Source organism: Kitasatospora sp. NEAU-CNBT7 (assembly GCF_057220535.1).
This window is the reverse complement of record NZ_JBXQQB010000001.1, coordinates 418,251-440,486: the sequence shown is the minus strand read 5'-3', so window position 1 is coordinate 440,486 and position 22,236 is coordinate 418,251. Positions and strand designations below refer to the sequence as shown.

Annotated in this window: 20 protein-coding genes; 10 read left to right on the top strand and 10 right to left on the bottom strand. The window is 75.4% G+C overall.

Annotation, left to right across the window (positions count from 1 at the left end; genetic code table 11):
- Positions 1–17 precede the first annotated feature (17 nt).
- From AC2TEW_RS01985 to AC2TEW_RS01965, 5 genes are read left to right on the top strand one after another with little or no spacing between them, the layout of a single operon-like run.
- Positions 18–1,028, top strand: coding sequence for a 3-oxoacyl-ACP synthase III family protein (locus AC2TEW_RS01985; RefSeq protein ID WP_484621492.1), 1,011 nt, complete (start codon positions 18–20; stop codon positions 1,026–1,028).
- A complete protein-coding gene (locus AC2TEW_RS01980) occupies positions 1,025–1,765 on the top strand; it encodes a glycosyltransferase family A protein (RefSeq protein ID WP_484621491.1) in 741 nt (246 codons plus the stop codon). Before AC2TEW_RS01985 ends, AC2TEW_RS01980 begins: the two co-directional genes overlap by 4 nt.
- A 15-nt stretch (positions 1,766–1,780) precedes the next feature.
- Positions 1,781–3,235 carry an AMP-binding protein gene (locus AC2TEW_RS01975; RefSeq protein WP_484621490.1) on the top strand — a complete coding sequence of 485 codons (1,455 nt, stop codon included), beginning with the start codon at positions 1,781–1,783 and terminating at the stop codon, positions 3,233–3,235.
- On the top strand, positions 3,235–4,287 hold the full coding sequence (locus AC2TEW_RS01970) for a cytochrome P450 family protein (RefSeq protein WP_484621489.1): 1,053 nt from the start codon (positions 3,235–3,237) through the stop codon (positions 4,285–4,287). The genes AC2TEW_RS01975 and AC2TEW_RS01970 overlap by 1 nt, the downstream gene beginning before the upstream one ends.
- Complete coding sequence (locus AC2TEW_RS01965) at positions 4,287–5,183, top strand: NAD-dependent epimerase/dehydratase family protein (protein WP_484621488.1); 897 nt, start codon at positions 4,287–4,289, stop codon at positions 5,181–5,183. Before AC2TEW_RS01970 ends, AC2TEW_RS01965 begins: the two co-directional genes overlap by 1 nt.
- Positions 5,184–5,206: 23 nt before the next feature.
- Here the strand turns inward: AC2TEW_RS01965 and AC2TEW_RS01960 are convergent, their stop codons facing one another.
- Positions 5,207–5,407 carry a DUF5326 family protein gene (locus tag AC2TEW_RS01960; RefSeq protein ID WP_033820829.1) on the bottom strand — a complete coding sequence of 67 codons (201 nt, stop codon included), beginning with the start codon at positions 5,405–5,407 and terminating at the stop codon, positions 5,207–5,209.
- A 199-nt stretch (positions 5,408–5,606) separates the two neighbouring features.
- Complete coding sequence (tenA, locus tag AC2TEW_RS01955) at positions 5,607–6,269, bottom strand: thiaminase II (protein ID WP_484621487.1); 663 nt, start codon at positions 6,267–6,269, stop codon at positions 5,607–5,609.
- 244 nt (positions 6,270–6,513) lie between these two features.
- Between tenA and AC2TEW_RS01950 the strand changes: the two genes are divergently transcribed.
- Positions 6,514–6,888, top strand: a complete 375-nt coding sequence (locus AC2TEW_RS01950; protein WP_484621486.1) for a phage holin family protein — start codon at positions 6,514–6,516, stop codon at positions 6,886–6,888.
- A gap of 18 nt (positions 6,889–6,906) precedes the next feature.
- Here AC2TEW_RS01950 and AC2TEW_RS01945 read toward each other — a convergent pair whose 3' ends face one another.
- Positions 6,907–7,338, bottom strand: a complete 432-nt coding sequence (locus AC2TEW_RS01945; RefSeq protein WP_484621485.1) for an SsgA family sporulation/cell division regulator — start codon at positions 7,336–7,338, stop codon at positions 6,907–6,909.
- A 198-nt stretch (positions 7,339–7,536) separates the two neighbouring features.
- Here AC2TEW_RS01945 and AC2TEW_RS01940 point away from each other — a divergent pair, with 198 nt between their 5' ends.
- Positions 7,537–8,061 carry an NUDIX domain-containing protein gene (locus AC2TEW_RS01940; protein WP_033820833.1) on the top strand — a complete coding sequence of 175 codons (525 nt, stop codon included), beginning with the start codon at positions 7,537–7,539 and terminating at the stop codon, positions 8,059–8,061.
- Between the two features lie 27 nt (positions 8,062–8,088).
- Here AC2TEW_RS01940 and AC2TEW_RS01935 read toward each other — a convergent pair whose 3' ends face one another.
- The 4 genes from AC2TEW_RS01935 to pdhA all read right to left on the bottom strand — a co-directional run bounded on the left by AC2TEW_RS01935 (position 8,089) and on the right by pdhA (position 13,450).
- A complete protein-coding gene (locus AC2TEW_RS01935; protein WP_484621484.1) occupies positions 8,089–9,558 on the bottom strand; it encodes a globin domain-containing protein in 1,470 nt (489 codons plus the stop codon).
- A 439-nt stretch (positions 9,559–9,997) separates the two neighbouring features.
- Positions 9,998–11,302 carry a dihydrolipoamide acetyltransferase family protein gene (locus AC2TEW_RS01930; protein WP_484621483.1) on the bottom strand — a complete coding sequence of 435 codons (1,305 nt, stop codon included), beginning with the start codon at positions 11,300–11,302 and terminating at the stop codon, positions 9,998–10,000.
- 4 nt (positions 11,303–11,306) lie between these two features.
- Positions 11,307–12,311, bottom strand: coding sequence for an alpha-ketoacid dehydrogenase subunit beta (locus AC2TEW_RS01925; RefSeq protein ID WP_484621482.1), 1,005 nt, complete (start codon positions 12,309–12,311; stop codon positions 11,307–11,309).
- Positions 12,311–13,450 (bottom strand): pyruvate dehydrogenase (acetyl-transferring) E1 component subunit alpha, encoded by a 1,140-nt coding sequence (gene pdhA, locus AC2TEW_RS01920; protein WP_484621481.1) that lies wholly within the window; start codon positions 13,448–13,450, stop codon positions 12,311–12,313. Before pdhA ends, AC2TEW_RS01925 begins: the two co-directional genes overlap by 1 nt.
- A 228-nt stretch (positions 13,451–13,678) precedes the next feature.
- Here pdhA and AC2TEW_RS01915 point away from each other — a divergent pair, with 228 nt between their 5' ends.
- Positions 13,679–14,134, top strand: a complete 456-nt coding sequence (locus AC2TEW_RS01915; protein ID WP_484621480.1) for an Lrp/AsnC family transcriptional regulator — start codon at positions 13,679–13,681, stop codon at positions 14,132–14,134.
- A 68-nt stretch (positions 14,135–14,202) separates the two neighbouring features.
- On the opposite strand, the gene AC2TEW_RS01910 is transcribed toward AC2TEW_RS01915, so the two are convergent.
- The 3 genes from AC2TEW_RS01910 to AC2TEW_RS01900 form a co-directional block, all read right to left on the bottom strand.
- Positions 14,203–17,145, bottom strand: coding sequence for an N-acetylmuramoyl-L-alanine amidase (locus AC2TEW_RS01910; protein WP_484621479.1), 2,943 nt, complete (start codon positions 17,143–17,145; stop codon positions 14,203–14,205).
- Between the two features lie 145 nt (positions 17,146–17,290).
- Positions 17,291–17,902 (bottom strand): TetR/AcrR family transcriptional regulator, encoded by a 612-nt coding sequence (locus AC2TEW_RS01905; RefSeq protein ID WP_484621478.1) that lies wholly within the window; start codon positions 17,900–17,902, stop codon positions 17,291–17,293.
- 48 nt (positions 17,903–17,950) lie between these two features.
- Entirely contained in the window at positions 17,951–18,940 is a 990-nt protein-coding gene (locus AC2TEW_RS01900; protein WP_484621477.1) for a glycosyltransferase family 2 protein, read from the bottom strand.
- A 170-nt stretch (positions 18,941–19,110) separates the two neighbouring features.
- On the opposite strand from AC2TEW_RS01900, the gene AC2TEW_RS01895 reads away from it, so the two are divergent.
- Together AC2TEW_RS01895 and paaN are read left to right on the top strand one after the other, a co-directional pair.
- On the top strand, positions 19,111–20,379 hold the full coding sequence (locus tag AC2TEW_RS01895; RefSeq protein ID WP_484621632.1) for a putative hexosyltransferase: 1,269 nt from the start codon (positions 19,111–19,113) through the stop codon (positions 20,377–20,379).
- Positions 20,380–20,501: 122 nt separating this feature from the next.
- Positions 20,502–22,202 (top strand): phenylacetic acid degradation protein PaaN, encoded by a 1,701-nt coding sequence (gene paaN / locus AC2TEW_RS01890; RefSeq protein WP_484621476.1) that lies wholly within the window; start codon positions 20,502–20,504, stop codon positions 22,200–22,202.
- Positions 22,203–22,236: the final 34 nt, after the last annotated feature.

Here is a 22,236-nt window from a genome sequence, read left to right as displayed (position 1 = left end):
CGGCCAGGATGGCGGTCATGGACCTCCGGATACCGAAGGTCGGCATCACCGCCGTGGGCGCCTGCCTGCCGGCCGGGGTGCTGACCTCGCAGCAGCTGCAGGACGAGGTGACGGGCGGCAGCGGACTGCGGCTGCCCGAGGGGGTGTTCGAGAAGGCGACCGGCATCCGCACCCGGCACGTCGCAGCGGACGGCGAGTACGCCTCCACGCTGGCGCTGGGGGCGGCCCGGCAGGCGCTGGACGGTGCGGGGCTGGACCCGCTCGACCTCGATCTGCTGGTGTTCGCCTCGGCCAGCAGGGACGTCTGCGAGCCCGCCACCGCGCACCTGGTGCAGGCCGAACTCGGCTCCCGGGCACACGCGTTCGACCTCTCCAACGCCTGCAACAGCTTCCTCAACGGCATCGACACCGCCCGGGCGATGATCCTGGCCGGCCGGGCCCGGCGGGCCCTGGTGGTCACGGGGGAGACGCCGAGCCGGGCGATGCGGCGCGACCCGGGCGGCCTGGCCGACTTCCGGGACTCCTTCGCCGGCTACACCTTCGGCGACGCGGGGGCGGCCGTGGTGGTGGAGGAGGTGGAGCGCGGCGGCATCCTGGACGTGGAGACCGAGACCGCCTCCGAGCACTGGGAGGTCGGCGGCATCCCGGGCGGCGGCTCGCGCCATCCGCGCGGTGACGAGTACAGCTACTTCCGGGGCGGCGGAAAGGAGTTGCGCGGTGTCTTCGAGCGGATCGGCGCCGACATCCTGACCCGGACGGCCGCCCGCACCGGCTTCGGCTGGGACGCGTACGCCCGGGTCCTGGTGCACCAGGTGACGCTGCCGTACCTGGAGCGGTTCGTGGAGCTGACCGGGGTGCCGGCCGGGAAGCTGGTGGTCACGGTGGACCGGCTGGGGAACCTGGCCAGTGCCTCCATCGGCATCCAACTGGAGCTGATCAGGCCCGGGTTGCGGACCGGGGACCGGGTGCTGATGGTGGGTCTGGGCGGCGGGGTCAGCCTGACCACGATGGTCTGGGAGGTGTCGTGACCGAGCTGTGGGTGGTCGTCCCGGCGTACCAGGAGGAGGCCCGGATCGAGGGCGCGCTGCGGGCGCTGGCCGCCCAGCGGGACCTCGGCTTCACCCTGCTGGTGGTGGACAACGGCTCGACGGACCGGACGGTGGAGCTGGTCCGGGCCTTCGCCGGGCGGGCGCCGTTCCCGGTGGAGGTGCTGGTGGAGACCGAGAAGGGGGTCGGCTGCGCGGTCGACACGGGCTTTCGGCACGCCATCGCGCGGGGGGCCGTGCTGCTGGCCCGCACCGACGCGGACTGCCTGCCGCAGCCGGGCTGGACGGCCGCCGCCCGGGCCGGGATGCTCGCCGGCGGCGGCCTGGTCTGCGGGCACATCACCGCGCGCCACGACGAGCACGGGCCGGTCGGGCGGGCGGTGTTCCGGGTGCTGGTGACGCTGGGCGCCGCGTTCGGGCGGATCCGTCCGGCGCACCGCCGCCGGCACGGCTACCTGGTGCCGTACCGGATGCACGCCGGGAACAACATGGCGGTCACCGCGGAGCTGTACCGGGAGGTCGGCGGGATGCCGCGCCGGCCCTCGCCCACCGACCGGGCGTTCATCAACCGGGTGCGCCGCCGCACCACCGCGATCGTGCACCGCCGGGACATGGTGGTGCAGAACTCCACCCGCCGGATCCGCGCCTACGGCGTGCTCGGCACCGCCCGCTGGTACCTGGAGCGCGGCGCCGGGCCGCGCTCCACCGACCCGCGCTGACGAGGGGACCGGACCATGCTCGACCGGCTCGACCGCACCCTGCGCGAGGGCGCCGACCGGCCCGCCCTGCTCGGCTGCACCCGCACCGGGGCCGTCACCGTACGGGCCCGCTGCGGTGAACTCGCCGACCTGGCGGACGCCTTCGCCGCCGCCCTGCACCACCGGTACGGCCTGCGGCCCGGGGACACCCTCGGCGTCGCCGTCCGGCCGGGCCCGCGTGCGCTCGCCGTCCTGCTCGCCGCGCACCGGCTCGGCCTGCGGGCCGCCGTGCTCGACCCGTCCGCCGGGCCCGAGGTGCTGCTGGCCCGGCTCGCGCTGGCCCGGCCCGCCCTGGTGCTGGCCGACGCCGCCGCCCAGGCGGTGGCCGGCTGGGCCCGGCCGCTGGCCCGGCGGGCGCACCTCGCGCTGCCGCCGCTGGCCGAGCTCGGGCCGGTCGCCACCGTCGGCCCGCGCCGGCCGGGCTGCGCGCCCGCACTGACCGGCGGGCCGGGCGGGCCGCCGGCGCGGTACGACGGTGACGGCGACGCCGTGATCGTGTTCACCTCCGGCACCACCTCCGCGCCGCGCGCCGTGGTGCACACCCGGGCCACGCTGGCCGCCGGGATGCGCACGGTGGACGGCCTGGTGCGGCCGGGGCCGGGCGCGGCGGTGCTCGGCGGCACCTTCTTCGTGCTGGTCCCGGCGCTGGCGGCGGGGGCGTCGGTGGCGCTGCCGGCCCGCTCACCGAAGGTGCTGGGCCGTCAGCTGGCCCGGCTGCGGCCGGACGAGACCTATCTGACGCCGCCGCAGCTGCGCGGGATCGGCTCGTTCACCGGCCGGGTGTGGACCGGTTCGGCGCCGGCCGGCGCCGAACTGCTGCGCCGGGTCAAGCGGTCGGGCGCCCGGGAGGCCTGGGGGGTGTACGCGCTGACCGAGCTGTTCCCCGCGGCGGCCGTCGAGGAGGGCGAGAAGTCGGCGTTCGACGGCGACGGCGACCTGCTCGGCCATCCGCTGCCCGGGGTGCGCACCGCGCTGACCGGCGACGGCGAACTGCTGCTCGCCGGCCCGGCCGCCCGCGACCGCTACCTGGGGGAACGCCCCGACCCGTGGGTGGGGACCGGCGACCGGGCGCGGCTCACCGCGGACGGCCGGATCGTGCTGGCGGGGCGCTGCAAGGACATGGTCCTGCGGCGCGCCGAGAACATCTACCCCGGCCTGTACGAGCCCGCGCTGCACCTGCCCGGGGTGGAGCTGGCGGTGCTGGTCGGCGTCCCGGCCGGGGACGGCGACGAGCGGCTGGTCGCGCTGGTGCAGCCCGCGCCGGGTACCGACCGGCGGCGGCTGCGGGGCGCGTTGCAGGGCCCGCTGGAGCGGATGGGGTCGGCCCGGCCGGACGCCCTGCTGTTCGCGGACGTGCCGCTGGCCGGCCGCTCCCGCAAGCCCGACCGGGCCGCCGCCGCGCGGCTGTGCGCCGAGGAGCTGGGGCTGTGATGAGCGGCGTCCCGGCCGCGGCGGCGGACCGCGCGGCCCGTCGGCGGGACCGGCTGGTCTACCTGCGCAGCCACCCCGTGCTGTTCGCGCTGCTGTCCGCGACCCGGGGCCGGCCGGTGGTGCGGCTCGGCCGTACGGTGCTGGTGCACGGCCCGGACGCGTACCGCGAGGCGCTGACCTCGCTGCCGCTGGACCGGACCGCCGAGGGCACCACGGGCGGGGCGGCGGCCCGGCTGACCGGCGGCGGGCTGCTGTTCGACCAGGACGGCGCCGGGCACCGGGCCGTCCGGCGCCCGCTCGCCGCGCGGCTCGGCCGTGAAGGCGTGGAGCGGCTGCGGCCGGTGTGGCAGGAGGTGCTGGAGCACCGGCTGGCCGTGCTCGACGGGCCGGTGGACCTGGTGCCGGTGGTCCGCGAGCTGGCCGGGGCAGGCGCGGCGGCGCTGACCGGATCCGACGCCGATCCGCTGGTGCTGGCGCGGGCGGCGGCCGGAGCGGCCGCGGCCGCCGCCGGGGAGCACCTGCCCGGGCTGCTCCCCCGGCGGCGGGGCGACGGCGCCGCGGCGGCGGCCCGGCTGGCGGAGCTGCTGCCCGACCCGCTGGACGCGATGGTCGCGGTGGCCGCCGTCAACACCACCGTCGCCGCGCTGCCGCGGGCCGCCGCCTGGTGCGCCCGGGCGGGCCTGTGGCCGCAGGTCTCGCCGGAACTCGCCGTCGAGCTGCTGCGGCTGACGGCCGCTTCACCGGTCCTGCCGCGGGTCGCGGCGGCGGACGGTGCGGTCGCGGGCCGCCCGGTCCGGCGGGGCGACCGGCTGGTGCTGGTGGCCCGGCACGCCGCCGAGGCGCACCGCGCGGTGCCCGGGCGGCCGGCCGCCGCCGCGCAGGCGGTCTTCGGTGCCGGCCCGCACGCCTGCCCGGGGGCGGCGCTGGCCCGGGCGCAGCTGGCGGACTTCCTGGCGGCGCTGGCCCCGCACCGGCCGCGGGTGCTGCGGGCGCGGGTGGACCGCCGTTCGGCGCTGCCCGGGTACGCGGTGCTGCTGGTGGGGAGGGGTTGATGATGCGGATCGCGGTCACCGGGGCGAGCGGTTTCTGCGGCTCGTACGTGGCGCGGGCGGCCGCCGCGGGCGGGGCGGAGGTGCTGTGCGTGGGGCGCCGGCCGGGTCCGGTGGGCCGGCACCTGTTCTGGGACGCGGCGGCCGGGGTGCCGGAGCTGGGCGCGGCCGATCTGGTGGTGCACTGCGCCGCGGCGGTGGGCGATCATCCGGTGGGTTCCCCCGCCGAGGCCCGGCAGTACGAGGTGAACGTCGGCGGCGCCGGGCGGCTGCTGGCGGCGGCGGCCGGCCGGCCGGTGGTGTGGGTGAGCAGCGCCAGCGTGTACAGCCCCCGGCCGGGTGGCGCGCCGGTCCGCGAGAGCGACCCGACCGGGGACGGCCACCTGAACGGGTACGGGCGCAGCAAGGCGCTCGGTGAGCGGCTGGCGCTGGACGCGGGCGCGGTGGTGCTGCGGCCGCGGGCGGTGTACGGGGTGGGGGATCCGCATCTGGTGCCGCGGCTGCTGGCGCGGGTGCGCGGGGGTGTGCTGGCGCTGCCGGGCCGGGACGTGGCGCTCAGCCTGACGGCGGTGGAGAACCTGGCGCAGGCGGCGATGGCGGCGCCCGGGTGGCCGCCGGGTGCGTACAACGTGGCCGACGCGGTGGCGTACCGGCGGGACGAGGTGGTGCGCCGGGTGCTGCGGGCGTACGGGGTGCGCGCCCGGCTCGTGCAGGTGCCGCTCGCGCTGGCGCGGTTGGCGCGTTCGGCGGAGCTGACGCCGTACGCGCTGGACCAGTTGGCCCGCAGTGTGGTGCTGGACACCGGCCGGGCGCGGGCGCAGGGGTGGGTGCCGCGGTACGGCCTGGCGGACCACCTGGCGGCGGTGGTGCGGACGGCGGAAGGCGCCCGCACCCGTTGAGGGGTGCGGGCGCCGACGGCGGTTCAGCTCTTGGCGGCCTTCTTGACCAGGATCACCACGGCGGCGGCGACGCCGACCACCACCAGGACCTTGAGCAGCAGCGCGACCAGGGTGCCCACGACGCCGACCACGAACCAGATCAGGTTCCAGGCCAGCACCAGCACCAGGATCGGGACGACGATGTTGCGCACCCACGAGGGCAGCGACTTCCAGAGCTCGGCCATGTCTGTTCCTTCTCTCCCCTCGGGCTCGGCGCCGGTTCGTCCGCCGCTCTTCCCGGTTGCTTTCGGTACTTCGATCGTAGGCGGCGGCAACCGGTGAAACGAGGGCCGTCGCCCCCGAGAGAACCCGGAGATCACCCCGAGCCCCGGCCTCGGGGCAGTCCCCGAGGCCGGTCCCCGGGGCGGTCCCGGACGGCTGCCGTCACACCGGCCAGGTCTCGCCGCGCCAGGCGGCGTCCCAGAACATCCACTCGTACCGGGAGGTGGTCGAGAAGTGCTCGACCATGCGGCGGCGTTCGGCCGGGGAGATCTCCTCGCCGAGCCGGTCGGTGAGGGCGAGGACCCGCCGGACCACGGCCTGGAAGGCCTCGTCGCCGTAGGTGGAGATCCACTTGGCGTAGAGGGGCTCCGGGGAGGAGTGCGCGAGCAGCCGCTCGCCGACCCGGGCGTAGATCCAGTAGCAGGGCAGCACGGCGGCGACCGCTTCGGCGAAGGAGCCGCCGTAGACGGTGGCCAGCAGGTAGCTGGTGTAGGCGCGGGTGGTGGGCAGGACCGGTGCGGCGGCGGCCTGTTCGGCGCTCTCGCCGAAGGCGGTCAGGAACTCGGCGTGCATGCCCTGTTCGGCGGCGATGGCGCCGACGGCGTCGTCGGCGAACGCCTGGACGTCCTCCTCCGAGGGCGCCTTGGCGGCGCAGACGGCCAGGGCCCGGGCGTAGTCGCGCAGGTAGTGCGAGTCCTGGACGACGAAGTGCCGGAAGGCCTCGCGCGGCAGGGTGCCGTCGGTGAGGCCGGCGATGAAGGGGTGGTCGAGGATCTCCGCGTAGACCGGCTCGATGGCCGCCCAGAGTTCGTCGGTCAGTGCCACTGCTGTTGCTCCCTCCCCGACCCGGGCTGCGGTGGTGCCGCGCCACGGCCAGGTTCTGGCGGTCGGCGCGGCGGTGGCCGGGTGGCCGTCAGCGCCCTCTCAGCCCGCTGCGGCGGGCTCCCGCGGTGTCGTTCTCTGTCCGGCCGACCCTATCGGGTGGTCCGCCGCGGCCGGTCCGGGGCTGCGGCGGACCGGGGCACCCGGCGCTTCCCAGCGGCGCCGCGGCCTGCCACCATCCCGAGTCATGAAGAACTTCACGATCAAAACCCTGATCAACGCGGCGGCCATCTGGGTCGCCGCCTGGATCGTCGGCGGGATCACCCTGTCCGGGAACGACTGGTGGCACAAGGCGGTCACGGTGATCGCGGTCGCCCTGGTCTTCGGTGTGGTGAACTTCCTGATCAAGCCGCTGGTGAAGCTGCTCTCGCTGCCGCTGTTCATCCTGACGCTGGGCCTGATCACCTTCGTGATCAACGCGTTGATGCTCTGGCTGACCTCGTGGGCCTCGGACAAGCTCGACCTGAGCTTCCACGTCGAGGGCTTCTGGGCGGCCCTGCTGGGCTCGCTGATCATCAGCATCGTCTCCTGGGGGCTCAACCTGGCCTTCGGCGACGACTGAGGCCGGGTGCGGCGCCCGTCAGCCGGCGTCCTGCCGGCCGGGCGCCGACAGGATGCCGGCCAGCTGCGCGTCCAGGTCGCCGGCGACCTGCTCCGCACCGACCGGCACCAGGCGGTCGGTGCGGGCCAGGAAGGCGATCAGCGGCGCGGCGGGCGCCCGCAGCACCGCGTCGTGGCCGGGGGCGTGCAGCACCAGGCGGACCTCGGCGGGTCCGCCGCCCTCCGGGTGGACGTGGACGTCGCCCTCGCCGGCCGGGCGCCTGATCCCGTCGACGAGCAGGTCGCGGCCGAACACCCAGCTGACCGGCCGGTCGCCGGGCAGGTGGAAGGTGAGCCGGACGGCGCAGGGATCGGCCGCGTCGTACTCCAGGTCGACCAGGATGCGGAGGGAGAGCCGGTCCGAGGCCACCAGGTGCATGACGGTGTGGTCCTGGACTGTGGTGCTGCTCATGCGCCGGTACCTCTCGTTCGGCCCGGCCCGGGCGGGCCGGGGGTCCGCCCCGGGGTGGGGGCTGCGGTTGGCTGTGGTGGCCCGGCGTCCCGGCGCCGGCCGGCGGAACCCGATCCTCCCGATCGTGCAGCTGTACGGGTTTCGGCCCCGCCCCGGCGCGGCAGAATCCCGCACAACGCCAGCCCTCCGGAGGTGGCCATGCCCGGCCCGGCCCGCCCAGTCGTCAAACGCACCGCCCGGGCGATCCTGCTGGAGCTGGATCCCGAGCGGCCGCACGCGCAGGCCGCCATCGTGCTGATCAAACGCACCCGCCCCGGCCGCCCGCCGTACTGGATCACCCCCGGCGGCGGGGTCGAGCCGACCGACCGCACCGTGGTCGACGCCCTGCACCGCGAGGTGGACGAGGAGCTCGGCGGCAAGGTCGAGGACGTGGTGCCCGCCTTCGTCGACACGGTGTCCCACTCCCATCACGAGGACGGCACCCTGGCCCACCCGCACGGGGTCAAGGTGCAGCACTTCTTCGTCTGCCGGCTGTCGGCCATGGACCCGTCGCTGCGCCACGGTCCCGAGGTGGACGAGCCGCGCGGCGAGTACGAGATCGTCCGGCTGCCGTTCACCCGCGAGGGCGTCACCGCGGTCAACGTGGTGCCGCCCAGCCTGCGCGCCTACCTCGCGGCCAACATCGAGGGGGTCCGCGCGCTGCTCGCCCCCGACCTGGGCTGACGCCCGGCCGGGCCTGGCGGCGGCCGGTCAGCCCGCCGCCAGGTCGCCGACCAGGTCGTGCCGCACCCGCTCGGCGGGCACCCCGGCACGGGCCAGCGCCGCGGCGCCGCGCCGGACCATCGCCGCCGGTCCGCTCAGGTACGCGCAGTACCCGTGCCAGGGCGCGTAACGGGCGACCACCTCCGGCAGCTCGCCGGCCAGCGCGACACCGGGCGCCTGGGCCGGCGGGGACAGCACGGGGTGCACCGACAGCCAGCGGTGCCGCTGCTCGATCCGGCGCAGCGCGTCCAGTTCGTACAGCTCGGCCCGGCTGCGGGCGCCGTAGAACAGCTCGACCGAGCGGCCGTCCGCGCCGCGCTGCGCCAGTTCCTCGACCAGTGCGTGGACCGGGGCGATCCCGGTGCCGCCGCCGAGCAGCAGCAGGTCGCTGCCGTCGGCCTCGTCGAGCACCATCCGCCCGGCCGCCGGGCCGAGCCGCAGGACGTCGCCGGGGGCGGCGCGGTGGACCAGCGCGCCGCTCACCCAGCCGGCCTGGACGGCCTTGACGTGGAAGGTCAGCAGTCCGTCGGGCCGGGGGGCGGTGGCGAACGAGAAGTGCCGCCAGACCCGCGGCCACCAGGGTGTCTCGACCGTCGCGTACTGGCCGGCCCGGAACGGGTAGGCCTGGTCGGGGCGCAGGGTGATCACGGCGATGTCCCGGGTGCGCTGCTGGTGCGAGACCACCTCCGCCTGCCACCAGGGCGGCGAGGTGCGGGCGGAGTTCTCGGCCGCCTCGATCATGATCCGGGAGACCAGGCCGTAGACCCGGCGCCAGGCCAGTTCGGTCTCGGCGTCCCAGCGGCTGCCGCAGAACTTGGCCAGCGCGGCCACCAGGCACTCGCCGACCGGGCCGTAGTGGCCGGTCAGGGTGCCGTACTTGCGGTGGCCCTCGCCGAGCCGGGTCAGGTAGCCGGTCAGTCCGGCCGGGTCGTCGGCGCTGCGGGCCGCCAGCAGCAGGGCCCGGAACAGCCGGTCCCGCTGGACGTCCATGGCCGCCGGGAACAGCGCCCTGACCTCGGGGTGGTGCAGGAAGATCAGTGCGTAGAAGTGGGCGGTGGCCCGGTCGGCGACCGGTTCGACCACGGCCAGGCTGGCCCGGATCAGCTGGATGTCGCGCGGGGTGGGCGGCGCGGTGGCCGCCGCGTCGGGGGCGGCGGCCGCGGCGGTGACGGCGGGCGGGGCCGACGGCGGTTCGGCGGCGGGCAGCCCGGCGGGCGGGCGCGGTGGGGCGGCGGGGGCCGCGGCCACCGTCTCCAGGGCCCAGGCCCGGCTCCAGTGGTCGCCGGGGCCGGACCAGTTGAGCCCGGGGGCGTCGGTGAACAGCGGCTCGTACCGGGGTACGGGCGCGGGCGGGGCGGCGGGCGCGGGGGACCCGTCGGGTGCCTCGGGACCGGGGGCAGGCGCGGACGGCGCGGACGGCGCTGCCGGTGCGGGGATGCGCGGCGGCTCGGTGGGCATCGGCGGGGCCGCGGTGACCTGCGGGGCTCCGGGGGCCCGGGGTGCCTCGGGGGCCGGGGGGTCCTGCGCGGCCCGGGGGCCCTGCGGGCCGGGGGCGGGCGACGGGCCGGGGGCCGGTGACGGGCCGGGGGCCGGTGACGGTTCGGGGGGAGTGTGCGGGAGGCCCGGCACGGCCGCGGCCGCCGTCGATCCGTGTCCGGCCCTGACTTTCAGCGGGCGTGCCTTCACCGCGAGTTGACGAGTGCCCAAGAGAATCGTTTCGCTTCCGGTCGTCCCAACCACATCTGGTCTGTCTCTGCTGACGCCTTCAGCAGGGTGGCACGCCCGAACAGCTCATCCGACAAGACGGACGAAGGCCGGACAACCGGCCCGCCCGCACGCTACGCTCGCCCGACCTATGGCCACCGTGCGCGCCGGGCAGGGCGCGCACGGTGACGGTTCACAGCTGTCGCAGCAGCATTCCGGGCTGCTCCACGCAGTCGGCGACGAAGCGCAGGAACCCGCCCGCCGTCCCGCCGTCGCAGACCCGGTGGTCGAAGGTGAAGGACAGCTGGGTGACCTGGCGGACCGCCAGCTCCCCCTGGTGCACCCACGGCTTGGGGGTGATCCGGCCGACCCCCAGCATCGCCGCCTCCGGGTGGTTGAGGATCGGCGTCGAGCCGTCCACCCCGAACACGCCGTAGTTGTTCAGCGTGAAGGTCCCGCCGGTCAGCTCAGCAGGGGTCAGCGAGGCGGCCCGGGCCGCCTCGGTCAGCCGGGCCAGCTCGGCGCCGAGCCGCTCGGTGCCCAGCGCGTGGGCGTCCCGCACCACCGGTACCACCAGACCGCGTTCGCCCTGGGCGGCGAAGCCCAGGTGCACGGCGGCGTGCCGGCGGATCGCCGAACCGTCCGGCTCGACGCTGGAGTTGAGCTCCGGGAAGCGGGCCAGCGCGACCGTGCAGATCCGGGCCAGCAGCGCCAGCACACTGATCTTCGGGCCGGCGGCGCGGTTCAGCTGGGCGCGCAGCTCCATCAGGGCGGTGGCGTCCGCGTCGACCCAGCAGGTCGCGGCGGGGATCTCGTGGTGGCTGCGGGTGAGCTTCTCCGCGACGGTGCGGCGCAGGCCGCGCAGCGGGACGAGCTCGTCCCCGGCGGCGCCCGGCAGCACCGCCGGGACGGCCGCCGGGACGGCGGGGGCGGCGACCGCGCGGTCCACGTCGGCCCGCATGATCAGCCCGTCCGGGCCGCTGCCGGTGAGCGCGGCCAGGTCGACGCCGTGCTCCCGGGCCAGCCGCCGGACCAGCGGCGAGATCACCGCGACCACCGACGGCGCGGCGGGGGCGGCCGCCACCGGTACGGGCGGAGCCGGAGCGGTGACCTGCACGGCGGCCGGAGCGGCAGCCGAAGCGGCGGCGCCGGGGCGGACCCGGCCGCGCCGGGCGCCCTTGGGCCCGTCCGCGACCCCGTACCCGACCAGCGGGCGCTCGTCCGCGCCGCCGGTCACCCGGGGGCCCTCGCCGGGCGAGACCGCGACGGTCACCAGCGGCGCGCCGACCGGCACCTCCTCACCCACGTCGCCGAACCGGGCGGTGACCACGCCGCCGTACGGGCAGGGCACCTCCACCACGGCCTTGGCGGTCTCCACCTCGACCACCGGCTGGTCGACGGCGATGACCTCGCCGACCTCGACCATCCAGCGCACCACCTCGGCCCCGGTGAGGCCCTCACCGAGGTCCGGCAGGGTGAACTCGCGTACCACGGGCATCACGTCAGTCCTCCCACTGCAGCCGGGCGACCGCGTCCAGGATCCGGTCCACCCCGGGCAGGTGGTGGTGCTCCAGCATCGGCGGCGGGAACGGGATGTCGAAGCCGGTGACCCGCAGCACCGGCGCGGCCAGGTGGTGGAAGCACTTCTCGGTGACCCGGGCGGCGATCTCCGCGCCCGCCCCGCCGAAGCCGCTCGCCTCGTGCACCACGACGGCCCGCCCGATCGAGCGGACCACCTCGCAGACGGTCTGCTCGTCGAACGGCACCAGGCTGCGCAGGTCCAGCACCGCGAGGTCCCAGCCCTCCGCCCGGGCCGCCTCGGCGGCCTCCAGGCAGACCGGCAGCGAGGGCCCGTAGGTGATCAGCACGGCGGAGCGGCCGGTGCGGCGCAGCACCGCCCTGCCGATCGGCTCGACCGGCAGCGCCGGGTCGAACTCGGTCTTGCCCCAGTAGAGCCGCTTGGGCTCCAGGAAGACCACCGGGTCGTCGGAGGCGATCGAGGCGCGCAGCAGCCCGTACGCGTCGGCGACGGTGGCCGGGGTGACCACGTGCAGGCCGGGGGTGTGGGTGTAGTAGGCCTCGGAGGAGTCGCTGTGGTGCTCGACGCCGCCGATGCCGCCGCCGTAGGGGATCCGGATGGTGATCGGCAGCGGGAGCCGGCCGGCCGTGCGGTTGCGCATCTTGGCGACGTGCGAGAACAGCTGCTCCATCGCCGGGTAGGCGAAGGCGTCGAACTGCATCTCGACCACCGGCCGCAGGCCGTACATGGCCATGCCGACGGCGGTGCCGAGGATGCCGGCCTCGGCGAGCGGGGTGTCCAGGCAGCGGTCGGCGCCGAACTCCTCGGTCAGGCCGTCGGTGATGCGGAAGACACCGCCGAGCTGTCCGACGTCCTCGCCGAGGACGTGGACCGCCGGGTCGGCCTGCATGGCGTCGCGCAGGGCCGAGTTGAGCGCCTGCGCCATGCTGGCCGTGCGGGCGCCGCGGACGGGGGTCGCGGTGGTCATCAGTGGTGCACCTCGGCCTCGGCCGCGAGTTCGGCGGCGAGCTGGTCGGCCTGCTCGCGCAGTTGGGGGGTGGGTTCGGCGTAGACGTGGGCGAACAGCGACATCGGGTCGAGCGCGGCGTCGGCGTGGAACTCGGCGCGCATCCGGGCGGCGAGGTCCTCGGCCTGGGCGGCGCAGTCGCGGACCAGGGCGTCGTCCAGCATCCCGGCGGCGGCCAGGTGGCGCTCCATCAGCAGGATCGGGTCGTGCTCGCGCCAGGCGGCGACCTCGTCGTCCTCGCGGTAGCGGGTGGCGTCGTCGGCGTTGGTGTGCGCCTCGATGCGGTAGGTGAGTGCCTCGATCAGGGTCGGGCCGCCGCCGGAGCGGGCCCGCTCGACGGCCTCGGTGAGGACGGCGTGCAGGGCGGGGGCGTCGTTGCCGTCGACCAGCCGGCCGGGGATGCCGTAGCCGACGGCCTTGTGGGCGAGGGTCGGCGCGGCGGACTGCTGGGTGAGCGGCACGGAGATGGCGTAGCCGTTGTTCTGCACCAGGAAGACCACCGGGGCCTGCAGGACGGCGGCGAAGTTCAGTGCCTCGTGGAAGTCGCCCTCGCTGGTGCCGCCGTCGCCGAGCATGGCGAGCGCGACCACCGGGTCGCCGGCCAGCCGGGCGGCGTGGGCGAGGCCGACGGCGTGCGGGGCCTGGGTGGCCAGCGGGGTGGCGAGCGGGGCGGTCCGGGTGGCCTTGGGGTCGTAGCCGGTGTGGGCGTTGCCGCGCAGCAGGGTGAGCGCCTCGAGCGGGTCGACGCCGCGGGAGACCACCGCGAGGGTGTCGCGGTAGCTGGGGAAGAGCCAGTCCTGCTCGCCGAGCGCCATCGCGGCGGCCACCTGGCAGGCCTCCTGGCCGGTGGAGGCCGGGTAGACGGCGAGCCGGCCCTGCTTGGTGAGGGTGGTGGCCTGCTGGTTGTAGCGGCGGCCGACCACCAGCCGGCGGTAGAGCTCGTGCAGCAGCTCGGGGTCGGTCTTCTCCAGGGCGGGGGTGCCGAGCACCCGGACCGGGGCGGCGTCGGGCAGCAGCGGCGCCGGATCGCTCCGGGGTCCGGTGGCGCCGGGCAGCCAGCCGGGGACGGCGGCCGGGTGTCTGTGATCGAGAACGGTCATCTCGGGCACCTCCAAGGGTCGGGGAGGGTGCTGCAGGGGCAGTGGTGATGCCGTGGTGCGGGTGCGGCGGGCGGCGGCGTGGGGCGCCGTCGCTCCCTACCGATTGTTCGGTCGACTGGTCATTCTGGCCACAGTCGCGACAAGGTGGTGGACATTCGGCCTCAACCGGGGTCTCCTGGGATCAGCACGTCCAATCGGGGAGGGTAGGGGGCCATGTCGGCTGAACAGATGTCCAGACTCGACCGTGTCGACCGGTCGATCCTGCGGCTCCTGCAGCAGGACGGTCGCGCCTCCATCCGCTCGGTGGCCGAGCGGGTGCACGTGTCACGGGCCAACGCCTACGCCCGGATATCCAGGATGGTCGAGGACGGCATCATCCGCGGCTTCACCGCGCGGGTCGACCACGAACGGGCCGGGCAGGGGGCGTCCGCCTACATCACCCTGAAGATCGTCCAGAACTCCTGGCGGACGGTGCGCGAGCAGCTGCTGCAGCTGCCCGGGGTGGCGCACATCGCACTGGTCGGCGGCGAGTTCGACGTCCTGCTGCTGGTCCACACGGCCGACAACCGGGCGCTGCGCGAGCTGGTGCTGAACCGGATCCAGTCCATCCCGCAGGTGCTGACCACGCAGACCCTGCTGGTGTTCGAGGAGACCGACCAGGTCCCGCCGGACCCGGCGCCGTAGGCCCCGGGAACGGCCGTGTCCCGGCCGAAGGGTTCGGCCGGGACACGGGACGGGTCGTGGTCGCCGGATCAGCGGCCGGCGACCGCCAGCGAGGAGACCGCGGGGACCGGGCCGCCGGCGCCCGCCACCTCGGTGTCGTACCAGGGGGACCAGCGGCCGGCGGAGTAGTCGCCGTTCGCGTTGTGGATCCGGCCGTCGATCACGCCGTACAGGCGCAGGCTGTTGCCGGTGGCGGCGGCGGCGATCGCGGTGATCGACCCGGACTGGCCGGTCGCCGCGGAGACGTCGCCCCACGGGTACCAGCGGCCGGCCGTGTAGTCGGCGGTCGCCTCGCTCAGCCGGCCGCCGGACAGCGCGACCACGTGCAGCTTGTTGCCCATCGGGGCGACGGCCAGGGCGGTGATCCCGGTCAGCGGGCCGACCTGGGCGGTCACGTCGCCGTAGCTCCAGCGGCCGGCGCCGTAGTCCCCGTCGGCCATCCGGACCCGGCCGTCGGCGCTCAGCCCGACGACGTGCAGGACGTTGCCGGTGGTGGCGGCGGCGATCCCGGTCAGCGCCCCGGTGGTCAGCCCGAGCGCGCCGGAGACGTCGCCCCACTGCTGCCAGGTGCCGGCGGTGTAGTCGCCCGAGGCCTCGTAGAGCCGGCCGCCGGACAGCGCGACCACGTGCAGCCGGTTCCCCCGGGCGGCCACCGTCACCTCGCCGACCGTGCCCAGGGCGCCCGCGGCGCCGGCGCCCTGCAGGTCGTACCAGCCGCTCCACAGACCGGTCGAGACGTTGCGGTCCGCGGTGTAGAGGTGGCCGCCGGCGAGTGCCACGGCGTGCAGCTGGCCGTCCGCGGTGAACGCCTCGGCGAAGGTCCCGGCCGGGTCGGCGGTGCCGCCGGCCGGCGCGATCGGGCGGTACTGCTCCCAGGCGCCCCGGGTGTAGTTGGCCGCCGCGGCCACCGGGCCGTCCGCGCTCCGGGCCAGCAGCTGGACCCGCTCCCCGTCGGCCACCAGGTTGGTCGCCGCCGGGGTCCACTGGACGTCGTCGGCCCGCAGGTAGGCGAGCCGGTGGTTGTAGCGGATCGGGTAGTAGCGGCTGCCGTCCGAGACCGTGGTGCGGTCGTGCGGGGCGTCGCCGTTGATGTTGCTGGTGTAGTAGAAGTCGCCGGGCAGCGGGTCGGCGGTGACCGGGACGTACGCCTGGCCGGCCTCGACGGTGGCGTCCAGGGGCACCACGTTCGGGCTCGGGACGGGCACGCCGGCCGCCGTGAACGCGGCGTCCTGCGGGTACGTCCTGCCGTACACCGGGATGCTGCCGAGCCCCGCTCTGGGGGTCAGCACGCTCTGGCCGGGCCGGTTGTCCGCCGTGACGTTGCCGGCGCCGTAGAACCAGGCCTTGCGGCCGTTGTACCAGATCGCCGTCCACGGGTACTGCTGGTCGGCGACCACGTAGCTGCCGCCCGCGACGGCCTTGTCGGACCAGTCGGCGGCGTTCATCGTCCCGTTGCCGATCAGCGGACCGCCGGGGGAGCTGTACAGGTAGACGAAGTTGGCCGGCTGCGGCGTCACACCGTTGATCTGCGGCCGGTAGGCGTTGGAGAACGGCGGGCTGACGGTCACCCGGCCGCCGACCGCGACGGCCTGGTCGGCCGGGGGCTGCACGCCGAGCAGCGCCATGTAGTGGTTCCAGTCCCAGAACGTGCCCGGGTCCCAGTGCATGCCCGCCACGCTGCTCTGCACCGGAGCGGGAACCTCGTCGTGGCCGATCACGTGCTGCCGGTCGAGCGGGATGCCGAAGCGGCCGGACAGGTAGCGGGTCAGGGTGGCCGAGGACTGGTACAGCTGCTCGGAGTACCAGCTCGCCCCGCTGAGCGCGAAGCCCTCGTGCTCGATCCCGATGCTGTGCGTGTTGACCGTCTTGTTGCCCGCGTGCCAGGCCACGTCCTTGGTCGCGACCAGCTGGCTGACATGGCCGTCCGAGGACCGCACGATGTAGTGCGCGCTGGCCTGCGTCGCGGGCTTCTGGAAGGTCGCGACGGCGCCGGCGAAGCCGCCCTCGGTGTCGTGGATGACGATGTACTGGATGTCCCCGGGGCCGCGCGAGGCCACCGAGTAGTTGCCGTACGAGGTCGGGTCGGACGGGTCGGTCAGCGCGTACGCGGCCGGCTGGACGTCGCAGCCCAGCGCGGCCGGGCACTCGGGCGTCGCGCCGGGCGCGAGGGCCGGCCGGACGGCCGAACGGGACGCCGCCTCCGGCAGGGTGCCGCGGTCCACGGCCGGGCTGTGCGCGACGGCGGCCGGAGCGGCCGGCAGTGCGACCTGCTGCCCCTCGGAGGTGGTGCGGGCGGCGCCGGCCCGGATGGTCCCGAACACCCGGTCGGCGAACTCCTTGCCCTCGGCCGCGGCCGCCGGGTCCTGGCCGCCGCTGCTGAACCGGGCCACCGCGTCGTACCACTGGGCCGGGTCCTTGGGCAGGCCGCCGGAGACCCGCTTCTGCTGGTCCGCCAGCAGCGCGGCACCGCCCCGGATGCTCTGCAGGGTGTCCGAGCGCAGGTCGCCGGCGGGCCGGCCGAGCAGCTTGGCGGCGGCGTCCAGGGTGTGCAGGGCGGGGCTGTCCACGGGGGGCTCGGGCCGCGGGGCGGGCCGGCGGTTCTTCGGCGCGTCCTCGCCCCGCAGGTCGGCCTCGGGCTGCGCGGCGGCCTGGGCGGCGGCGACGGCCGCCAGGTCGACCTGGGTGAGGCCCATCACGTTGTAGTTGCCGGTGGTGCTGGGCAGTCCCTGGTGCGACTCCCACCGGGTCTCCTGGTAGGAGACCGCGAGCAGGATGCTCTCCGGGACCTGGAACTCCTTGGCGGCGGCCGCGAACTGACCCTGCAGGGCCGGCGCGGTGGCCGCGGCCGGCGCGGGAGCCGCGACCGCGGGCGGGCCGCCGGCCGTCAGGCCCAGCAGGGCCGCGGCGGCGAGTCCCGCGGTGGCGGCGACGGGTCTGCGGCGCCGGTCTACGGCGTCGTGGTACTGACTCAAGGGGGTGTCCGGCCTTTCCCTTCGCGGGTGGTCCAGCGCTGCTGCGCTGCACCCGCCGCGACATGCCGGGAGCGGCCTGCGGCGGCCGGGACGACCCGCTTCCCCCAGGGCCCTCCGGGCGGGGGCGCGGCAGGCTGAGCAGACGTTAGCAGCCCTGCGGGCCCGCTCCGCGGCCGGTGGCCCGCAGGCCGTCGAAGGCGAGGTGGACCACCGCGTCGGCGACCCCGTCGGCGCTGCGGCTGCCCGGGCGGTACCACTCCACGATCGAGTTGATCATGCCGAACAGCAGCCGGGTGGCCAGCCTCGGCTCGACGTCGGAGCGCAGCGAACCCTCGGCCACGGCGGCGCGCAGCAGCTCGGCCACCCGGTGGTCGAAGTCGCGCCGGCGCTCCAGCGCCCACTGCTCGGTCCCGGTGTTGCCGCGCACCCGCAGCAGCAGGGTCACGTAGGGGAGTTCGGCGAGCAGGACCTCGGCGGTGCGGCGCACCACGTGCTCCAGCCGGTCCACCGAGCGGCCGGTGGCCGCCGCGGGCTCGTCGAGGATGCCGAACAGGGCGTCCAGGGCCCGTCCGACGGCCAGCCTGAGCAGCTCCTCCTTGCCCCGGACGTGGTGGTAGATCGAGGACTTGGAGATGCCGGCCGCCCGCGACAGGTCCTCCATGGAGGTGCCGTCGTAGCCCCGCTCGTTGAAGACCTCCACCGTGACGGCGAGCAGCGAGTCGACGGTGTAGGCGGTGCGGGTGGAGTTCTCGGCCATGTGCACGAGTATCCCCGGCGTCCGCGGGCCCGGGGAGCCGGGGCCGGGTCAGAACTCCCGGACCGGCCCGCCGGCGGGGCCGTCCGCGCAGGCGTCCGCGGAGTCGTCGGCGATGAAGTAGGTGGGCCGCCGCTGCACCGCGGTGTAGATCCGCCCGATGTACTCGCCGAGCAGGCCGACGCAGATGAGCTGCACCCCGCCGATGAACAGGATGCCGGTGAACAGCGAGGTCCAGCCGGGCACGGTGTGGCCGGCCAGGTAGGCGGTCATGGTGAAGACCAGCATCGCCAGGCAGGTGAAGAAGCTCACCACCCCCAGCCAGGTGGCGATCCGCAGCGGCGCCGCGGAGAAGCCGGTGACGCTGTCCAGCGCGAGCCGGACCATCTTGCTGAGCGGGTACTTGGTCTCCCCCGCCACCCGCTCGTCGCGGTGGTAGTGCACCTCGCCGCTGGGGAAGCCCAGCCACGGCACCAGCAGGCGGTAGACCTGCTGCTGGTCGGGCAGCGACTTCAGGGCGTCGACGGCCTCCCGGCTGAGCAGCCGGAAGTCCCCGGCCTGGGCGGGCACCTGCTTTCCGGCCAGCCGCCGCATCAGCCAGTAGTAGGCGCCCGCGGTGCGGCGCTTGAAGCCGCTGTCGGTGCTGCGGTCGCCGCGTACGCCGTAGACCACGTCGAGCTGCCGGGTGCGGGCCAGCTCCAGCATCTCGGGGATCTTCTCGGGCGGGTCCTGGAGGTCGGCGTCGATGCTGGCGACGTAGGCGCCGGCCGAGCGGTGCAGGCCGGCGGTGAGGGCGGCCTGGTGGCCGCTGTTGCGGCGCAGCCTGATCACCCTGAGCTCGGGCCACGCGGCCCGGGCGTCCCGGAGCAGGGCCGGGGTCTTGTCGGCGCTGCCGTCGTCGACGGCGACCACCTCGTAGCGCACGCCGATGCCGTCGAGGACCGGCCGCAGCCGCTCGACCAGGGCGGGCAGCGCCTCCTGCTCGTTGAACATCGGCACGACCACGGAGAGTGTGACGGCGGGCGGCGGCACTGAAGTCATCGGACCCTCCCGGTTCGGGGCCTCGGCCCGGCGGTGCTGGGAGTTTACCCGCGCCCTCCGGCACACCGGCAGGACGGATTGGTACGGACCACTGTTCGGCCTTGGGGGCGCACGGCACACTGGGGGATCATCTCCGGGTGACCACCAGCGGAAGTCAGGACCACATCCCCATGGACGTGATGGCCGAAGCGGACGTCGAGGGACCTCCGCACACCGACGGACCGGGCCCCGCCCCGGCCGGGCGCCCCGGGCGGCTGCGCGCCGGGGCCCGTGCCGCGGCGCGGGAGTACGGCCCGGCGCTGGCGCTGTACGGCGCGGTGAAGCTGATCGGCTTCGCGGTGTTCATGCGGTTGCTGGAGTGGTCCGGCGAGTACCTCACCAAGGACCCCCGGTTCGGCGGCGGCAGGCACCCGTGGGACGTGCTCGGCGGCTGGGACGGCTGGTGGTACCAGCAGGTGGCGCAGAACGGCTACCACCCGCACCTGGTGCCGCTGGTCGACCAGGTCTGGTCGTACCAGCAGGACTCCTCGGCGTTCTTCCCGCTCTACCCCGGCCTGATCAGGATGGTCTCGGCCGCCACCGGCCTCGGCCTGTACGGCGCGGGGATGCTGGTCTCGGTGGTGGCCTCGTTCGTCGCGGCGGCGGGGATCTACCGGCTCACGGCGGCGCTGACCGACCGCCGCACCGGGGTGATCGCGGCGGCGCTGTGGGGCGTGTTCCCCGGCTCCGGGGCCGAGTGGGCGGTCTACTCGGACTCGCTGTTCGTCGCGCTGGCGGTCTGGGCCTGCTGGTTCGTGCTGGACCGCAACTGGCTCGCGGCCGGGGTGACCACCTTCGTCGCCGGGCTCAACCGGCCGACCGCCGCGGCCCTGGTGGCCGCGCTCGGGGTGGCCGCGCTGATCGCCCTGTACCGCCGCCGGGACGGCGTGCTCGGCCCGCTGGCGGCCGGGGCGGTGGCCCCGCTCGGCCTGTTCGGCTACATCACCTGGGTCGGCTGGCAGATGGGCGACCTGACCGGCTACTTCAAGCTGCAGCGCGGCGCCTGGCTGCACTACTTCGACAGCGGCGCGCACACCCTGAACGTCTTCGAGGGCGTGCTGCTCGGCCACAACAACTACCTGTTCGCCTACCCGACCGAGGACCTGATCGGCGTCCTGCTGGTGATCGCCCTGCCGATCCTGCTGACCCTGCTGGTCCGGCTGCGCCTGCCGGTGTACCTGCTCGTCTACACGGCGGTCACCATCGTCCTGGTGCTGGGCAGCCAGCAGATCTTCGGCAACACCTCCCGCTACCTGCTCCCCGCCTTCCCGCTGTTCATCCCGGTCGCGGTGGCCCTGCGCCGGCTTTCGCGCACCTCGCTGGCCGTGGTGCTCGGCACCGCGGCCGTCGCCTCCGGCTGGTACGCGGGGTACGTGCTGTTCGAGCTCGGCATCCCGTAGGCCGCGGACGGGCGGGCGCCGCGGATGCGACCCCCGGGGGGTCTTGCCCCGACCGATCGTTCGGTTACGCTGAGGTGTACCCTGCACCGCCTCACCGAGCCCGCCCCTATGAGGAGCGCACCATGGCTGCTGCGACCCCGACCCCTCCGGTCGCCGAACTGATCGAACGCCACCAGGAGACCCTCGACCGCGCCCTCGCCGCGATCGGGAGCCGCGACTACTGGTCCCCGTACCCGGAGTTCCCGAAGGCCTACGGCGAGAGCGGCCCGGCGGACGGCAAGGCCGCCTTCGAGGCCCGCCTCGGCCGGCTGTTCGAGATCGCGGGCCAGCCGGCCGGCGGCGACCCGGTCAGCGGCGAGGCCTCGCCGTACGGGATCGAGCTCGGCGTCAGCTACCCGCACGCCGACCCGGACGCGCTGATCGCCGCGCTGGAGGCGGCCCGCCCCGGCTGGGCGGCGGCCGGCCCGGCGGCCCGGGCGGCGGTCTGCCTGGAGATCCTGGCCCGGATCAACGCCCGCTCGCACGAGTTCGCGCACGCGGTGATGCACACCACCGGCCAGGCGTACGGGATGGCCTTCCAGGCCGGCGGCCCGCACGCCCAGGACCGCGGCCTGGAGGCCGTCGCCTACGCGTACGCCGAGCAGACCCGGCTGCCGCAGAGCGCGCCGTGGACCAAGCCGCAGGGCAAGCGCGACCCGCTCACCATGGTCAAGGAGTTCACCGTGGTGCCGCGCGGCCTGGCGCTGCTGATCGGCTGCAACACCTTCCCGACCTGGAACGGCTACCCGGGCCTGTTCGCCTCGCTGGCCACCGGCAACCCGGTCCTGGTCAAGCCGCACCCGCGGGCCGTCCTCCCGCTCGCGATGACCGTCGAGGTGGCCCGCGAGGTGCTCGCCGAGGCCGGCTTCGACCCCAACCTGGTCTGCCTGGCCGCCGAGCACGAGGGCGGCACCATCGCCAAGGTGCTGGCCGTCCGCCCCGAGATCAAGCTGATCGACTACACCGGCTCCACCGCCTTCGGCGACTGGCTGGAGGACAACGCCCGCCAGGCCCTGGTCTACACCGAGAAGGCCGGCCTCAACACGGTGGTGGTCGACTCCACCGACAACTACCGCGGCATGCTCGGCAACCTGGCCTTCGCGCTGTCCCTGTACAGCGGCCAGATGTGCACCACCCCGCAGAACCTGCTGATCCCGCGCACCGGCATCCGCACCGACGAGGGCTCCAAGTCCTACGACGAGGTGGTCGCGGACCTCGCCGCCGCCGTCCAGGGCCTGCTCCGCGACGACGCCAAGGCCGCCGCCATCCTCGGCGCCGTGGTCAACCCGGGCGTGCTGGCCCGCACGGTCGCCGCCGCCGGCGGCGAGTACGGCGACCCGGTGCTGGCCCCGCGGGTGGTGGAGTCGGCCGAGTTCCCCGGCGCGACCATCCGCACCCCCGCGCTGATCACGGTCGACGCGGACAAGCCGGACGACCGGGCGGCGTTCCTCGGCGAGTGCTTCGGCCCGGTGGCGTTCGCGGTCGCGGTGGACTCCACCGAGGCGGCGGTCGAGCTGCTGCGCCGCACCGTCAAGGAGCACGGCGCGATGACCGCCGGGGCGTACACGGTCTCCGAGGAGGTCGAGGCCGCGCTGGTCGACGCCTGCCTGGACGCCGGTGTCTCGCTCTCGCTGAACCTCACCGGCGGGGTCTTCGTCAACCAGACCGCGGCCTTCTCCGACCTGCACGGCACCGGCGCCAACCCGGCGGCCAACGCGGCCTACTGCGACGGCGCCTTCGTCGCCAACCGGTTCCGCACCGTCGAGATCCGCCGGCACGTCTGACACCGGTCCGGTGGCCCGCTCCCGGGGGGAGTCG

What these genes read in the sequence shown, in the direction of transcription:
- AC2TEW_RS01985 (WP_484621492.1), top strand. Translation starts at nt 18, where the DNA reads ATGGACCTCCGGATACCGAAGGTCGGCATCACCGCCGTGGGCGCCTGC.
- AC2TEW_RS01975 (WP_484621490.1), top strand. Translation starts at nt 1,781, where the DNA reads ATGCTCGACCGGCTCGACCGCACCCTGCGCGAGGGCGCCGACCGGCCC.
- AC2TEW_RS01970 (WP_484621489.1), top strand. Translation starts at nt 3,235, where the DNA reads ATGAGCGGCGTCCCGGCCGCGGCGGCGGACCGCGCGGCCCGTCGGCGG.
- AC2TEW_RS01965 (WP_484621488.1), top strand. Translation starts at nt 4,287, where the DNA reads ATGATGCGGATCGCGGTCACCGGGGCGAGCGGTTTCTGCGGCTCGTAC.
- AC2TEW_RS01960 (WP_033820829.1), bottom strand. Translation starts at nt 5,407, where the DNA reads ATGGCCGAGCTCTGGAAGTCGCTGCCCTCGTGGGTGCGCAACATCGTC.
- AC2TEW_RS01950 (WP_484621486.1), top strand. Translation starts at nt 6,514, where the DNA reads ATGAAGAACTTCACGATCAAAACCCTGATCAACGCGGCGGCCATCTGG.
- AC2TEW_RS01945 (WP_484621485.1), bottom strand. Translation starts at nt 7,338, where the DNA reads ATGAGCAGCACCACAGTCCAGGACCACACCGTCATGCACCTGGTGGCC.
- AC2TEW_RS01940 (WP_033820833.1), top strand. Translation starts at nt 7,537, where the DNA reads ATGCCCGGCCCGGCCCGCCCAGTCGTCAAACGCACCGCCCGGGCGATC.
- AC2TEW_RS01935 (WP_484621484.1), bottom strand. Translation starts at nt 9,558, where the DNA reads ATGCCCACCGAGCCGCCGCGCATCCCCGCACCGGCAGCGCCGTCCGCG.
- AC2TEW_RS01930 (WP_484621483.1), bottom strand. Translation starts at nt 11,302, where the DNA reads ATGCCCGTGGTACGCGAGTTCACCCTGCCGGACCTCGGTGAGGGCCTC.
- AC2TEW_RS01925 (WP_484621482.1), bottom strand. Translation starts at nt 12,311, where the DNA reads ATGACCACCGCGACCCCCGTCCGCGGCGCCCGCACGGCCAGCATGGCG.
- pdhA (WP_484621481.1), bottom strand. Translation starts at nt 13,450, where the DNA reads ATGACCGTTCTCGATCACAGACACCCGGCCGCCGTCCCCGGCTGGCTG.
- AC2TEW_RS01915 (WP_484621480.1), top strand. Translation starts at nt 13,679, where the DNA reads ATGTCCAGACTCGACCGTGTCGACCGGTCGATCCTGCGGCTCCTGCAG.
- AC2TEW_RS01905 (WP_484621478.1), bottom strand. Translation starts at nt 17,902, where the DNA reads ATGGCCGAGAACTCCACCCGCACCGCCTACACCGTCGACTCGCTGCTC.
- AC2TEW_RS01900 (WP_484621477.1), bottom strand. Translation starts at nt 18,940, where the DNA reads ATGACTTCAGTGCCGCCGCCCGCCGTCACACTCTCCGTGGTCGTGCCG.
- AC2TEW_RS01895 (WP_484621632.1), top strand. Translation starts at nt 19,111, where the DNA reads ATGGACGTGATGGCCGAAGCGGACGTCGAGGGACCTCCGCACACCGAC.
- paaN (WP_484621476.1), top strand. Translation starts at nt 20,502, where the DNA reads ATGGCTGCTGCGACCCCGACCCCTCCGGTCGCCGAACTGATCGAACGC.